This window comes from Lacticaseibacillus chiayiensis, assembly GCF_004123795.1.
In the GTDB taxonomy this organism is placed as follows: domain Bacteria; phylum Bacillota; class Bacilli; order Lactobacillales; family Lactobacillaceae; genus Lacticaseibacillus; species Lacticaseibacillus chiayiensis.
In genome coordinates, this window is sequence record NZ_MSSM01000003.1 from 24700 (window position 1) to 39009 (window position 14310).

Genomic DNA, 14310 nt, shown 5'->3' on the forward strand with positions numbered 1-14310 from the left:
AGTTGATTTAACCGGATTGTCGTCCTTCAGCAAGGGACGATGATCCGGTTTTTGTGTAAATAGAAATCGCGTCTCATTAAAAACCTAGTTGAAAATAATTATATAAAGATTAAAATACAAGAATATATAAAAAGCAAGGAGCTGATAAAATGCGACCAATTATCGCACTTACAGGTGATTCAATGGTCGCGCCTTCGCCTGTCATTAATTTAAATTACGCAGACATGGCGCCCAATATGATCAAAAACGCCATTGTGAAAGTTGGCGGTGCGCCTTTGATTCTGCCTTATCCGGAAGATGATGCTGTTGCCGAAACGTTAGCGCAACAGTATGTGGCCGTTTTCGACGGATTGGTATTGCCAGGCGGACCGGATGTTGACCCGACGTTTTATCATGAAGAACCCATTCAAGCCATGGGGCGGGCGACTTATCAAAAAGATCGGTTTGAAATTGCCTTAATCAAGGCGACATTGAAAGCAAGGAAACCGATTTTTGCCATTTGTCGCGGCATTCAAATTTTAAATGTGGCATTAGGTGGAACACTTTATCAAGACTTGCCTAGCCAAAATCCTAAAGCCACGATTCGGCATTCACAGGCCGCACCGGGACAGTGGCCAACACATCATGTCGCAATTAAACCAGGCTCGCATTTAGCGTCATTGGTGGGCACGAGTAGCTATGTGAATTCTCGTCACCATCAAGCCGTCAAAGACGTTGCATCGGAGTTGAAGGTAACCGCGCAGGCTCCTGATGGCGTGGTTGAAGCGGTGGAAAGCAAAGACTCTGATTTGATTCTCGGCGTTCAGTGGCATCCGGAGAACATGTGGCCGAGTTTTTCCGATCAGTTACCATTATTTAGAGACATTGTGAAACGCGCAGGGAGTGGGGCTCATGAATAATAGCATCGTAAAAAAAGAGAAAATGGGCTACTGGAGTATGATTTTACTTGGTATCAATGGCATTATTGGTTCCGGCATTTTTCTTTTACCTAATCAGGCAGCCAAATTAATGGGTTCCGCCAGTATTTTCGTGTTACTTTTCGACGCGCTGTTGGTCATCACAATTGCGCTTTGTTTTGCGCAGGCAGCCACTTATTTTGATCGCGACGGTGGCCCATATTTATATGCAAAAGACGCGTTTGGCGATTTTGTCGGTTTTGAAGTCGGTTTCGTGACTTGGGCCATTCGTATTATCGCCGAAGCTACGATGGCAGTTGCTTTCACTACGGCACTGGTTGGCACATTTCCATCATTGAACCAACCGCTTATCAAAGATACGGTCATTTCGGTCATGGTCATTGGCTTGGCACTCATGAACATCGCCGGCGTGCGGGTTTCCACCGTCGTCAACAACATTATTAGTGTTTCCAAATTGGTGCCGCTAGTATTATTCGTTGCGGTCGGCATTTTCTTTATTAAAGGCAGTAACTTCACGCCATTATTCCCCGGCGGCAGTTATAAATCTGGCAGTTTTGGCCAAGCCGCAGTTGTTATGTTTTACGCCTTCACCGGGTTTGAAGGCCTCGTGGTTGCGGCAGGTGACATGAAAAATGCCAAGCGTAACCTGCCTAAAGCGGTGGCCACGGTCATGACGGTTGTCGCACTCTTTTATATTCTGATTCAGGTTGTTTGCACCGGCATTTTAGGCAGTGCCTTGGCGAATACGAACACACCAATTCAAACTGCCTTCGCCAAAGTGGCAGGCGGTTTCGGCAATGCGTTAGTCGCGGCTGGGACATTGCTATCGACTGGTGGTCTGCTGGTTGCTAGCTCCTTCATCACCCCACGGTCAGGCGTGGCACTTGCAGAAAACCACATGATGCCGCAATTGTTGGCCAAGCGTAATCGTGTGAACTCGCCGTATGTTGCCATCATTGTGTCCGCCACTATCACCCTGATCATTGCCTACTCCGGCACATTTGGTTACTTGGCTCAAATCAGCGCGGTTTCGCGGTTTGCTCAGTACATTCCAACTTGTTTGGCTGTTATCGTGTTTGCCCACACCAAAACCAAAGACAAAAGCAGCACGTTCCATTTGCCATTAGGGCCGGTTATTCCAGCAGTGGCGATCTTGGTTAGCTTGTGGCTGTTGGTTCAGGTACAGATCAGCCAGCTTGTCATTGGCTTAGGTACGTTAGTCGTTGCCGTACCGTTCTACTTCTTGACTTACACATATCGGGAACACGGTAAGGCGTGATTTTAAGAATTTGTCTGAATAAAGGCAGCCCTCGGTTTGGTTACTTTGGTTACATTGATAAACTGGTTGTATGATTACAGTATAATCACTTACATGGTACAATCCTGTTATGGAAAAACCAGAATTTAGACTATACAAGCGGTATTAATAGTCAAAAGGGGGAAGGAGATGACAGATGACTAAAGACTTGCATGAATTTACGATTGAACATTCAGGTGATCTCGATGCTTATTTTGCCGAAATGATGAAGGATTCCTCTTTCCGACAAACCTATGCCGAAGAAAAGAATAAGATGGCAAGCGCACTGGCTTTGTTGGAAGCTCGCGAAGAAGCCGGCTTGACACAAGCCAAACTAGCGGAGAAATCTGGCGTTCCAAAGACAACGATTGTCCGGATCGAGAACGGAAGCAATACCACGATTGAAACGTTGACAAAACTCGCTAATGCTTTAGGTCGGCCATTGACATTGAGAATTGACCCGATGTCTGCACTTTAACCCAAAAGTATCCGAGACCATAATTTGTTTTGCGTATCTTTAGCTGTTTTTAAGGAAAAACTCTTGTCATCATAATATCAACAGAAAGCCAGCTTGATTTGGGAGAGTCGAGCTGGCTTTTTGTAGATATCGTATTTTTAGGTAGTATGTATTGCATGTTAGGTCAATCTGGTGTATATTATGAGCAGCAGCTAGCTGGCATTACCTACTAGCCGAAAAGGAGGACAAAATGGCCCAGGATTTGCATACCCAGATGCTTAAAGGTATTTTGCAAGGCTGCGTGTTGATCATACTTAGCCGCGGCGAATACTATGGTTACACCTTGAGCCAGGAGTTAGAGAAATACGGCTTTGCAGAAATCTCCAAGGGAACGATTTACCCTTTGCTCATGGCCTTGGAAAAAAGGGGTTTGATCACGAGTCAGTTACGGTCATCCCCAGACGGCCCTGATCGCAAGTACTATCAGGTCACGTCGGCCGGTACCGCCGCTCGCCATGACTTTGTTGAAGAATGGCACCAGCTGACCCAGCATGTCACCCAGTTATTAACCGCAGAGGAGGAGACGGGGCATGACAACAAAAGAAAACCAACTCATTGAAGAAAACAACAAGCTCCGGTCACAACTGACACCGGCGAATAAGACGTATTACGAAGATTTGTTATTGTATATGCGGACAAGGTCGGTATTAAAAGACAGCAAGACCATTGAGCAGGAACTGTTGACGATTTTGACGGATATCTTGGCGGCGCAAAAAGATGGCGTGACAGCAGTTGACTATTTTGGCAAGCAGCCGCAAGAAACTGCCGATGAGATTTTGGCTGAAATTCCGATTGGCTGGGTTAATTCGTTTAAGATAATCGCCTCTGTCTTGATCGGGTATTTTTTGATCACGACCATTCCCAATTTGATGATGCCAACTCAATCTTGGGATATCGGCGAAGAACTTATTGTTGGCGTTTATTTCACCTTTGTAGCCATGGCGATCGTTAAGTATATTGGCCGCACAACCTATAAAATGAGTCAAGGATGGGGCAAATTGCAGATTTTTGTCCTCTGGCTGGCATGCAGTTTGCTTGTTGCACCGGGTTTTATCCTGCCGATCTTCACCAAAACAACTTGGCAGCTTGATTTGTCGGGAATCGGTGGCATTGTTCTGATTGGTATTCTGTCGACCGTCCTGGGATTTGTATTTTGGCGACAAGACGATAAAACGATGTGGTGGCCATTCGTACCATTTATCGGCATCATGGCAGTGATTGGCATCGCCACACGTATTCCGGCATGGCAACCTTTTTTGCTGAAAAGCATGCCGGGGCGAATTGGATTGGCGGCAGTGATGGTGCTAGGGTTAATTATTTTTGGGTTATGGTCCTGGTTGGCTGTCCGCAAAACGAAGACGGACGACTGAAGTTGATCAGCAATATGACTGCAAAACAGAAAAGGCCAAGTCAGGATTTGGCACCATTCCTGATTTGGCCTTTTTAATTTCCGAAATGTTCTCCGCATTAAAACAAAAAAACAACCAACTCACAAAATAAGTTGGTTGCACCATTTGAAGTATTAAAGTTTCTGGTTATAGTATTCAACAACCAGTGATTCGTCAACTTCTGGTTCGAGTTCGCCACGTTCTGGTAAGCGAACGAGGGAGCCTTCCTTCTTGTTGTCGTCAAAGGTGACGTAGGCCGGACGGGAAACGGTGTTCTCGATGGCGTCATTGACGATAGCGAGGTTTTGTGAGCGTTCGCGAAGACCGATCACTTGACCAGGCTGTACTTCGTAGGAAGGAATATCAACGCGCTTGCCATCAACAGTGATGTGACCGTGGTTAACAAGTTGGCGTGCTTGCGGACGGCTGGAAGCCAGACCTAAGCGGAAAACCATGTTGTCCAAGCGGGTTTCGAGCAGAATCATGAAGTTATCACCATGGGTACCTTCTTTGATCTTGCCGGCGCGCAGGAACAGATTCTGGAATTGACGTTCGTTTAAGCCGTACATCCAACGTAGCTTTTGCTTTTCACGCAATTGCTGACCGTATTCGGAGATCTTCCGACGGTTGTTGGCACCATGATCACCAGGTGCGTAAGGACGACGAGCTAATTCTTTACCAGTGCCGGAAAGGGATAAGCCGAGACGACGGCTTTGCTTCCAGCGAGGACCAGTATAACGAGACATATAGATATTCCTCCAAGTTTTTATTTGGAGTAAAATAACGAATTGCGACTTTAGCACACGGGCAGTCCTGCAAAGGTTCACCTTTGCAGCCGCGGTTACTACTGTCACCGGCTTAACGCCGAGGCAGGACTGGAGCCGACCATGCCGGCCGCTGCTGCATTATTTTACACGCGAGCTAGTATACCGTGTTTAACGCGGCAGTGTCAAGATGTGCGGCTAATGTCTGCCCGAATTGCGTCAGGATCTTTTCGTCTTCTTCGCTAAACCGATCGAATTTTGGCGAATCGATGTCCATGATGGCAACTGTTTTACCGTCAACGTTGATAGGAACCACGATTTCGGCTTTGCTGGCGGAATCGCAGGCGATGTGGCCGGCAAATTCGTGGACGTTGGCAACGCGGATGACGGATTGTTGCTGGTAGCTGGTGCCGACAACACCTTTGCCTGGCTGAATGTGCATACAGGCAACTTTACCTTGAAAAGGTCCAAGATCGAGTTGACCGGATTTGGTATTAAAAAGGTAGAAACCCGCCCAGTTGAGGTCGGTCATGCTATCGTTTAGCAATGCACTGGCGTTGGCGAGTGCAGTAATGGGGTTGGTTTCGCCTGTGAGCAGGCCATCGAGTTGGTCGATGATGATGGGATCGAGTGTTGTCATTTGATCAGTCCTTTTAGGAATTTATGAAAAGCGGCATATAGGCCTTTTAACTGAGGGCTTTTTTTGCGATACTTGTAGCTAGGATATTCTCGTGTTTTGACACTTAACGGCATTTTAGCTGTGAAGCGGGCGAAATGCAATCAGAAAAGATAATCGGTAAAGCAGAGGGTGTAGGGATGATCTGGTTCTTTATTATCGTCGTGATTATAATTGTGGCGGCTGGCGGCGTCTGGTGGTTACAACATTATTTTCAGACTCGCATCAAGAACTTAGACGAAAAGGTCGAGGCGATTGATATTGGTGCGCTTTCGAGTCAAATCCGCAGCATTGAGCAACTGAAGCTGACCGGCGACAGCCTTGCGACGTTTGGCAAATGGGAGCGGGCGTTTGATCAACTAAACGATCATGATTTGGCAGATCTCCAGAAAATTTTGCTTGATTTGGAAGATCAGGTCAGACGATTCCGATTTGATCACGCCTCTAAGATTGCAAAAGTGCTGGAAGCTAAAATCGAAACGGCACACCACCAATATGAACTGATTAGTGATGCCTTGCAGGACATTCGCCATGATGAGGCCGACAATCGGAGCAAAATGTTGCGGCTGCGGGATGATTATCAGGTTTCCCGCAAGACCATCCTTGCCAAAAGTTTTGTTTTCGGCGATGCCCAGCCGGCTTTGGAACAACGGTTGCAACAATTAGCCCAACTATTCCAAAAAATTGACCAGATTAACAACGATGGCGATCACCAGGCAGCTAAGGTAGAGATTAAGCAGTTGTCCGCACAAATGGACGAACTAAAAAAACAGGTTAAAGAATTGCCACCATTGGTCAATGAACAGGTTAATGAGTTTCCTGGCCAGATTAATGAAATTCAACATGGTTATCGACAATTAACAACAGCACATTATGTTTTTACGGATGATATTCCAGGCATGGTGGCAGATGTCGAAGCAAAAATGAAAGACGCGAATGCCGCGTTGAAGTCAATTGATGTGGCCGCGACTGCTGCGGCCAATGCCGAGATCGAAGCCGAAATCGATAAGATGTATGCCATTATGGAAAAAGAAATGCAAGCCAAGAAGCGGGTTGATGTGGCTGCCCCAGACTTGCGGCGCTTCATTGACCACGCGTTACGCCAGAATCGCGAGTTGCAAGCAGAATTGGAGCATCTGGATCAAAGCTATACCCTGAATCATCATGAAATCAAGACAGCTAAGAATTTGAAAATGCAACTTGACACGATTGATGCTAATTATACGAAGGACACCGATGCTATCGAGGCCGGCCAAGCGGTCTATTCTGACGTCATTGGTCGGTTTGATGCGACGAAAGAGCAACTCACTGCAATTGAAAAGCACCAGGTTCAAATCAATCAAGATGTGGCCGGATTGAAGAAAGGCGAGATCGTTGCCAACAAGCAAGCAGAAAACTTTGAACTTGATATGCGCAATATCAAACATGAAATTGTCCGCCACCACTTGCCGGGACTGCCTCAGGATTATGTAGATCAGGTGAAGCATGTTACCTCGGAAATCGAACAGCTGAATCACGATTTGAATCAAGTTAAAATCGATATGGATGCGATTGCGAAGTTCCTGATTAAAATTGCAAGCGATATTGAAGATTTGAAAAAGGCAAGCAGTGCATTGATTGACGCCGCGGGTTTGACTGAAGAATTGATGCAGTATGCCAACCGCTACAAGACCACGGTTAAGCCGGTGGCCGATGCGGTGAAGCATGCCACTGAACTTTATCTGCATTTCGATTACCAGCAGGCTGCGGACACACTCGCAACGGCGCTGGAACAGACCGAGCAAGGGAGCTATCAGAAGGTGGAAGATGCTTATCTTGCGCGAAAGAAAGCTTCATTATATTAGGACTTGTTGGGAAGCCAGTCTGATTGGGCTGGCTTTTGTTTTGGGCGTGGTTGGAGATGTTGTTGTGAGACGTTATTGCTGGCGTAGGGGCCTGCGTGTGACTGGTGTTTTCCGATACTAAAACGCGCTCACCGGCGCAGGAGCTTGCGTGTAAGGACCTTGGTCGCAATGGCGAAGCCTGTTTGAAGTTCTCCGATACAAAACGCGCTCACAGTCGCAGAAATCTCCACATAAGGACCTCACGCCTAAATGGCCAAAGACCAAGCACTCAGTGTGAGGCCACTTATGCTCCGATTTCTAAACGCTCCTGCTCGCGCTCTCTTGAAACTTACTAACTTTTTGTCTATAATTCAACCCAGTCTAAATAACGGAAGGGGCCGGCTGATGATTTATTTTGATAATAGTGCGACGACTAAGATTTCGCCTGATGCTTTGGCGACTTACAATAAGGTCAGCACGGATTTCTTTGGGAATCCGAGTAGTTTGCATGCGCTGGGGACGAAGGCTGATGAGGTTTTGCAGAGTTCACGGGCGCAGATTGCCAAGTTGATCGGGGCTAAGCCGGATGAAATTTATTTTACCAGCGGCGGCACGGAAGGCGATAACTGGGTGATTAAGGGAACCGCCATGGCGAAGCGTGAGTTTGGCGGGCATTTGATCACGACCAGTATTGAGCACCCAGCTGTGATGAACAGCATGAAACAGCTTGAAAAGTTGGGCTTTGAAGTCACGTATCTGCCAGTTGATCACCGCGGTTTTATTCATATCGATGATTTGAAGGCTGCGATTCGCAAAGATACGATTCTGGTTTCAATCATGGCTGTGAACAATGAGATTGGCAGTATGCAGCCGATTGTCCAAGCAGCACGGGTTCTGGATGCGTATCCCAATATTCATTTTCACGTCGATGCGGTTCAGGCGGTTGGCAAGGGCCTGGATACCGCTTTGCAAGATCCTCGAATTGATTTTCTCAGTTTCTCCGGGCATAAGTTCCATGCGCCCCGCGGTACAGGGTTTATCTATGCCAAGGAGGGCCGCATGATCGATCCATTGTTGACTGGTGGCGGCCAGGAGCGTGATTGGCGTTCAGGAACCGAAAATGTCCCGGCAATTGCGGCGATGGCAAAGTCGTTGCGGCTGTTGCTGGCAAACGAAGACAAAAATGTCGCGCAGCAGCAAGCAGTTCGCAAACGGATTTATGATCATGTCAGCCAAAAGCCTAAGGTAACAATGTTTAGCCAGTTGACGCCGGATTTTGCTCCGCATGTTTTGTGTTTTGCTATTGCCGGGGTGCGCGGCGAGACGATTGTGCATGCATTCGAAGATCACGCGATTTATATCTCGACCACAAGTGCTTGCTCAAGCAAAAAAGGGACTGAAAGCAGCACGCTGGCGGCGATGCATACCGATCCCAAAATTGCGACGTCGGCCATTCGCGTTAGCCTTGACGAAGCCAATACATTAGCCGAAGCGGATGCATTTAATGACGCATTTGACCAGATTTATGCCAAGTTTGCCAAACTCGATAAGGCGACTGTTTAATTTGAAAGGATTTTAAGATGCAATATTCAGAAATTATGGTTCGTTATGGCGAGCTTTCGACCAAAGGCAAAAATCGGCAAGCCTTTATTGGCCGCCTGAATGGTAATGTGACACGTGCGTTACATGAGTTTCCTAAGCTGACAATTCGGCCAAAACGCGACCGGATGCATATCGAATTGAATGGCGAACCGAGTGATCAGGTGATGGCACGGCTATCGCAGGTTTTTGGCATTCAAAATTTTTCCCCAAGCATTGCCGTTGAAAAAGATATGACCAAAGTGCATGAAGTTGCCTTGCAGCTGATGAACGAAACGGCACCTAAAGGCATTAGTTATAAGGTGAATACGCGGCGCAGTGATCATACTTTTGCCTTGGACACGAATGCGATGAATCTGGATCTTGGTGATTTTTTGACAGATAAGCGGCCAGATTTGGTGGTTAAGATGCACCATCCTGATATGATTCTGCGCGTGGAAGTTCGGCGCGAGGCCATTTATCTGTCAACGAAGACCATTCAGGGTGCAGGTGGCTTGCCAGTCGGAACAGCCGGTCGTGCTGCGTTGATGCTTAGCGGCGGCATTGATTCGCCGGTGGCAGGCTATTATGCGTTGAAGCGTGGTGTGGATATTGAAATGGTACACTTTTTCAGCCCGCCTTATACCAGCCAGCAGGCGTTGAATAAGGCCAAGCAGCTAACCGCTAAATTGACGCCGTATGTCGGACGGATTTATTTTATTGAAGTGCCGTTCACCGAAATTCAGGAAGACGTTAAAGCAAAAGTTCCTGAAGGGTATCTGATGACGGTTCAACGTCGGCTGATGTTACGCCTTACGGAAGCGATTGCCAAGCAACGGGGTGATCTGGCCATTTTCAACGGTGAATCAGTCGGCCAGGTGGCGTCACAGACATTGGAGTCCATGGCGGCGATTAACGATGTGACAACGATGCCGATTATTCGGCCGGTGGCGACGATGGATAAAAACGAAATTATCGCCGAAGCTGAAAAAATCGGCACATATGACTTATCAATCATGCCATTCGAGGATTGTTGCACGATTTTTGCGCCGCCATCCCCAAAGACCAAGCCTAAGACCGATCGTGCCCGCTATTATGAAAGCAAACTGGATGTTGACGGGCTGATGACGCGAGCCTTAGCTGGGATCAAGATTCAGGAGATCAAGTCCTCGGATCAGTTTATGAATCAGGATCAGGACGTTATTGCAGAGTTGCTCTAAAGCTTAATCACCGGGCGCAGGTGGTAATGAAGTTGTTACCTCTGGCGTCCGGTGTTGTTTTGTTGGCTAAAGGAAAAAATTCACAAAAAATCTCATCATTTTAGTCGCGTCTTCACGAAACCTTTTTCCGATGCTTATAAACGATGATCTCCCGTATCGCTGGTAACTGAGTCAATATGAAGCACAATCTGCCATTAACCAATCTTTTGGCATGAAAAAGGTGGCTAAAATCGCTTACATCTGTTAAACTGAATATGTGAAATATTTAACAAATAGGCGCGGAGGTGTTCATTTTGGTCGTCAATAAACTCGCATTATCACAAGCAACGATTAAACGAATTCCGGTTTACTATCGAACGGTCAAAGCTTTACAACAATCGGGGGTCAAACGGGTGCGCTCGGATCGGTTAAGCAAGTTGGTTCATATTGCCCCAGCCACTATTCGCCGTGATTTTTCTAATTTTGGCGATTTAGGCCGCAGCGGTTACGGCTATTCGGTTGATTTGCTTGCGGAAGTTTTTGGCGAATTGTTAGAGGTTCACTCCGAAGAGCAGATGTTGCTGGTAGGCTGCGGGAATCTGGGGCGCGCACTGCTGACCAATAATTTTCGGCGTAATCCTGACTTATCCATTGTGATGGGCTTCGACACGGATCCCAGCTTGATCGGGACAACGATTGCGGGTATTCCGATTTATAACTTAGCGACCTTATCCGAAAAAATCCGTCCGGGAATGCACACCGCGATTGTCTGTGTGCCGAGTTCTGCTCAGGCATCAGTGATTAGCCAACTTGAAGCTAATGGCATAACGGCTATTTTGACCTTTGCACCCAAGCCTGTTCCGGCCCAACCAGGAACAAAAATTCGCTATATTGACTTGACCAGTGAATTACAAGCGTTACTGTTTGTTGACCATCAAAGCAAGCTAGTGCAAGAACCAAAAACACCTTTAAAGCAATCGTGATGGCGTTGACCCTGCTATGCCCACGGGTTATAATGCAGCTAATGCAATGATCAAGAGGGTCATGGTCTTTTTTTCCAGCGACGAGATGGTTGGTGTGAATCTCGAAAAGGGATCGTGATTGTAGCTTGTGAGCTGCCGTCCTGAAGCAAGTAAGGAACGGCCGGTGACAGCCGTTATCCTGAATTAAGTGGGGAAGTCATTCCCAATTTAGGTGGTACCGCGAGTGAAATCGTCCTAATTTTTGATAATTAGGGCGATTTTTGTGTGCGCGAACCGGCTCCTGTGCTGGGGCGCGCGTTATGGGGAAGCGCGAACCAATGCGGTCGGCCATCTGTAGACCGCAATCCCGAAAACCTGGATGGACAGAAAAAATTTGTGAGGTGGAGCCAGTGAATGATGAAACATTAGCACCAAAATATGATCATAAAGCGGTCGAAGCAGGCCGCTATCAGGAATGGCTGGACGAAGATGTCTTTAAGCCAAGCGGCGATCCGCAAGCCAAGCCGTATTCGATTGTTATTCCGCCACCTAATGTGACCGGGAAGCTGCACATGGGCCATGCCTGGGATACAACCTTGCAGGATATTGTGATTCGCCAGAAGCGGATGCAAGGCTTCGATACGCTATGGTTGCCGGGGATGGACCATGCCGGAATTGCGACGCAGGCAAAAGTTGAAGCCAAGTTGCGCAAAGAAGGCATCAGCCGTTATGACCTAGGCCGTGAAAAGTTTGTTCAAAAAGTCTGGGAGTGGAAAGATGAATTTGCCAAAACCATTCACGGGCAGTGGGCTAAGATGGGCTTGTCACTGGATTACAGCCGTGAGCGATTCACCTTGGACAAAGGCTTGAATGAAGCTGTTCGAAAAGTGTTTGTCGACCTATACAAACAAGGCTTGATTTATCGCGGCGAATATATTGTCAACTGGGATCCGCAAGCGCGCACGGCATTGTCTGATATCGAAGTCATTCATAAAGACGATAAAGGTGCGTTTTACCACGTCAAGTATCCGTTTGCCGATGGTAGCGGGTATATTGAAATCGCCACGACCCGTCCGGAAACAATGATGGGTGATACGGCGGTGGCGGTTCATCCTGGTGACAAGCGCTACAAAGATATGGTCGGCAAGGAATTGATTTTACCGCTGGCTAATCGCAAAATTCCAATCATTGAGGATGCCTACGTTGATCCTGACTTCGGAACTGGGGCCGTTAAAATCACCCCAGCGCACGATCCTAACGACTTTCAGGTTGGCAATCGCCATGATCTGAAGCGCATCAATACCATGAACGATGACGGCACGATGAATGAAAATGCCGGCAAATATAATGGGATGGATCGTTTCGAAGCCCGTAAAGCCATGGTGGCGGATTTGGACAAGGAAGGCCTGTTACTTAAAGTCGAACCGATTGTGCATAGTGTTGGTCACAGCGAGCGGACCGGCGTTCAAGTCGAAGCCCGTTTGTCGACGCAGTGGTTTGTCAAAATGAAGCCGCTCGCTGAAGCAGCTATCAAGGCCCAACAGGAAAGTGACAAGAAAGTAACCTTTGTTCCGGAACGCTTTGAGCACACTTATTTGCAGTGGATGGAAAATATTCACGATTGGGTTATTTCCCGACAACTATGGTGGGGTCACCGGATTCCGGCTTGGTATAACAAGCACACCGGCGAAACTTACGTCGGTATGGAAGCGCCGAAAGATATCGAAAACTGGCAACAGGATCCTGATGTGCTAGACACGTGGTTTTCCAGTGCTTTGTGGCCATTTTCCACGATGGGTTGGCCAAATACCGATGCGCCGGATTATAAGCGGTATTACCCAACCAACACCTTGGTGACCGGCTACGATATTATTCCATTTTGGGTTGCCCGCATGATTTTCCAAGGGTTGCACTTTACCGGCGAGCGTCCGTTCCAATACACGCTGATTCATGGTCTGATGCGGGATGAACAAGGCCGGAAGATGAGTAAGTCGCTCGGAAACGGGATTGACCCGATGGACGTCATTGAAAAATATGGCGCTGATGCTTTGCGATGGTTCCTGATCACAGGTAACAAGCCAGGTCAGGATACGCGGTTTAGTTACAAACAGGTTGAAGCTGCCTGGAATTTCATCAACAAGATTTGGAATATTTCGCGCTTCGTGATGATGAACTTAGGTGACCTAGACAAGCCACAGCAGCCTGATCCAGATACATTCGACTTATCTGATAAATGGCTTTTTTCACAGTTAAATGAAACCATTAAGCAGGTCACCGATCTGTCTGAACGCTTTGAATTCGGTGAAATGGGTCGGACTTTGTATAACTTTACCTGGAATGTTTTTGCCGATTGGTATGTTGAGATGAGCAAGGAAATCCTTTACGGCGACGACGAAAAGGCCAAAGCAGCTAAGCGGGTTAATCTGGCTTATGCACTGGATCAGATTCTGCGGCTTTTGCACCCAGTGATGCCGTTTGTGACCGAGAAGTTGTGGTTGGCTTTACCGCACACTGGCAAGTCTATCGTGACCGCCAGCTACCCAGTGGAAAACACTGCGTTTGAAAATGCCGACGCAACCAGTGCGATGGATGCCATCATTGCGCTTATCCGCGGCGTTCGCAGTATTCGTAAAGAAGCAGGCGCACCGCTTAAGACCAAGGTTGATATTATCGTGAAGTTGACGGACCCTGCTCTGAAGCCGATTTTTGACGAGAACTTCGATTTCATCGATCGGTTTGTTAACAGCAAGGAATTCACCGTCGGAACCGATGTAGCAGAGCCGAAAATGGCTGGCAGCGCCGTCATTACCGGTGCAACAATCTTTGTGCCGCTCAATGAATTGGTCGATCTGGACGAAGAAAAGGCCAAGTTGACCAAAGATGCCAAGAAGCTTAAACAGGAAATTGCCCGAATTGACAAGAAACTCAACAATCAAGGCTTCCTGTCCAAAGCACCTGAAGCGGTTGTCGCCGAACAGCGCACCAAGCGCAGCGACTTCGCCGACCAGCTTAACAGCACCCAGCAGCGACTTGAGCAGTTACAGCAGGCGTAAGAGGTCGAAGCTCTGTCTTGCTGTTAAAGTGTTTTGCCCGCCAACATTCAAGTGGTGAGCGTGAGCAATACGTTAGGCTACTAAAAAAGATCGCATCCCAAATTGGTGCGATCTTTTTTGTACACGTAAATCCGTG

General features: G+C 47.5%; 12 protein-coding genes and 1 other annotated feature. Of the genes, 10 read left to right on the plus strand and 2 right to left on the minus strand.

Features of this window, described 5'->3' with window-relative positions; translation table 11 throughout:
- The first annotated feature begins 149 nt into the window (after window positions 1-149).
- The 5 genes from BVJ53_RS01365 (at window position 150) to BVJ53_RS01385 (ending at window position 4101) form a co-directional block, all read left to right on the plus strand.
- Window positions 150-899, plus strand: a complete 750-nt coding sequence (locus tag BVJ53_RS01365; RefSeq protein ID WP_129300819.1) for a gamma-glutamyl-gamma-aminobutyrate hydrolase family protein — start codon at window positions 150-152, stop codon at window positions 897-899.
- Complete coding sequence (locus BVJ53_RS01370) at window positions 892-2196, plus strand: APC family permease (protein WP_129300820.1); 1305 nt, start codon at window positions 892-894, stop codon at window positions 2194-2196. Before BVJ53_RS01365 ends, BVJ53_RS01370 begins: the two co-directional genes overlap by 8 nt.
- A gap of 175 nt (window positions 2197-2371) precedes the next feature.
- Window positions 2372-2692, plus strand: a complete 321-nt coding sequence (locus BVJ53_RS01375; RefSeq protein ID WP_129300821.1) for a helix-turn-helix transcriptional regulator — start codon at window positions 2372-2374, stop codon at window positions 2690-2692.
- Window positions 2693-2921: 229 nt separating this feature from the next.
- Window positions 2922-3290 carry a PadR family transcriptional regulator gene (locus BVJ53_RS01380; RefSeq protein ID WP_129300822.1) on the plus strand — a complete coding sequence of 123 codons (369 nt, stop codon included), beginning with the start codon at window positions 2922-2924 and terminating at the stop codon, window positions 3288-3290.
- Entirely contained in the window at window positions 3262-4101 is an 840-nt protein-coding gene (locus BVJ53_RS01385; RefSeq protein WP_129300823.1) for a DUF1129 domain-containing protein, read from the plus strand. Before BVJ53_RS01380 ends, BVJ53_RS01385 begins: the two co-directional genes overlap by 29 nt.
- Window positions 4102-4253: 152 nt before the next feature.
- On the opposite strand, the gene rpsD is transcribed toward BVJ53_RS01385, so the two are convergent.
- Entirely contained in the window at window positions 4254-4865 is a 612-nt protein-coding gene (gene rpsD, locus BVJ53_RS01390) for a 30S ribosomal protein S4 (protein ID WP_010488729.1), read from the minus strand.
- Between the two features lie 175 nt (window positions 4866-5040).
- Window positions 5041-5523 (minus strand): GAF domain-containing protein, encoded by a 483-nt coding sequence (locus tag BVJ53_RS01395; RefSeq protein WP_129300824.1) that lies wholly within the window; start codon window positions 5521-5523, stop codon window positions 5041-5043.
- Between the two features lie 176 nt (window positions 5524-5699).
- Between BVJ53_RS01395 and ezrA the strand changes: the two genes are divergently transcribed.
- The 5 genes from ezrA to BVJ53_RS01420 all read left to right on the plus strand — a co-directional run bounded on the left by ezrA (window position 5700) and on the right by BVJ53_RS01420 (window position 14174).
- Complete coding sequence (ezrA, locus tag BVJ53_RS01400) at window positions 5700-7403, plus strand: septation ring formation regulator EzrA (protein ID WP_129300909.1); 1704 nt, start codon at window positions 5700-5702, stop codon at window positions 7401-7403.
- Window positions 7404-7787: 384 nt separating this feature from the next.
- Window positions 7788-8945 carry a cysteine desulfurase family protein gene (locus BVJ53_RS01405; RefSeq protein ID WP_129300825.1) on the plus strand — a complete coding sequence of 386 codons (1158 nt, stop codon included), beginning with the start codon at window positions 7788-7790 and terminating at the stop codon, window positions 8943-8945.
- Between the two features lie 17 nt (window positions 8946-8962).
- Window positions 8963-10180 carry a tRNA uracil 4-sulfurtransferase ThiI gene (gene thiI / locus BVJ53_RS01410; RefSeq protein ID WP_129300826.1) on the plus strand — a complete coding sequence of 406 codons (1218 nt, stop codon included), beginning with the start codon at window positions 8963-8965 and terminating at the stop codon, window positions 10178-10180.
- Window positions 10181-10473: 293 nt separating this feature from the next.
- Window positions 10474-11142 carry a redox-sensing transcriptional repressor Rex gene (locus BVJ53_RS01415; RefSeq protein ID WP_129300827.1) on the plus strand — a complete coding sequence of 223 codons (669 nt, stop codon included), beginning with the start codon at window positions 10474-10476 and terminating at the stop codon, window positions 11140-11142.
- Window positions 11143-11179: 37 nt separating this feature from the next.
- Window positions 11180-11382 (plus strand) — a binding site (T-box leader).
- A gap of 149 nt (window positions 11383-11531) precedes the next feature.
- Complete coding sequence (locus BVJ53_RS01420; RefSeq protein ID WP_129300828.1) at window positions 11532-14174, plus strand: valine--tRNA ligase; 2643 nt, start codon at window positions 11532-11534, stop codon at window positions 14172-14174.
- The last annotated feature ends 136 nt before the right edge of the window (window positions 14175-14310 follow it).

Bases quoted from the DNA above. Each gene is read 5' to 3' on its own strand.
- BVJ53_RS01385 (WP_129300823.1), top strand. From the start codon at position 3,262: ATGACAACAAAAGAAAACCAACTCATTGAAGAAAACAACAAGCTCCGG.
- BVJ53_RS01405 (WP_129300825.1), top strand. From the start codon at position 7,788: ATGATTTATTTTGATAATAGTGCGACGACTAAGATTTCGCCTGATGCT.
- BVJ53_RS01375 (WP_129300821.1), top strand. From the start codon at position 2,372: ATGACTAAAGACTTGCATGAATTTACGATTGAACATTCAGGTGATCTC.
- rpsD (WP_010488729.1), bottom strand. From the start codon at position 4,865: ATGTCTCGTTATACTGGTCCTCGCTGGAAGCAAAGCCGTCGTCTCGGC.
- BVJ53_RS01365 (WP_129300819.1), top strand. From the start codon at position 150: ATGCGACCAATTATCGCACTTACAGGTGATTCAATGGTCGCGCCTTCG.
- ezrA (WP_129300909.1), top strand. From the start codon at position 5,700: ATGATCTGGTTCTTTATTATCGTCGTGATTATAATTGTGGCGGCTGGC.
- BVJ53_RS01370 (WP_129300820.1), top strand. From the start codon at position 892: ATGAATAATAGCATCGTAAAAAAAGAGAAAATGGGCTACTGGAGTATG.
- BVJ53_RS01395 (WP_129300824.1), bottom strand. From the start codon at position 5,523: ATGACAACACTCGATCCCATCATCATCGACCAACTCGATGGCCTGCTC.
- thiI (WP_129300826.1), top strand. From the start codon at position 8,963: ATGCAATATTCAGAAATTATGGTTCGTTATGGCGAGCTTTCGACCAAA.
- BVJ53_RS01380 (WP_129300822.1), top strand. From the start codon at position 2,922: ATGGCCCAGGATTTGCATACCCAGATGCTTAAAGGTATTTTGCAAGGC.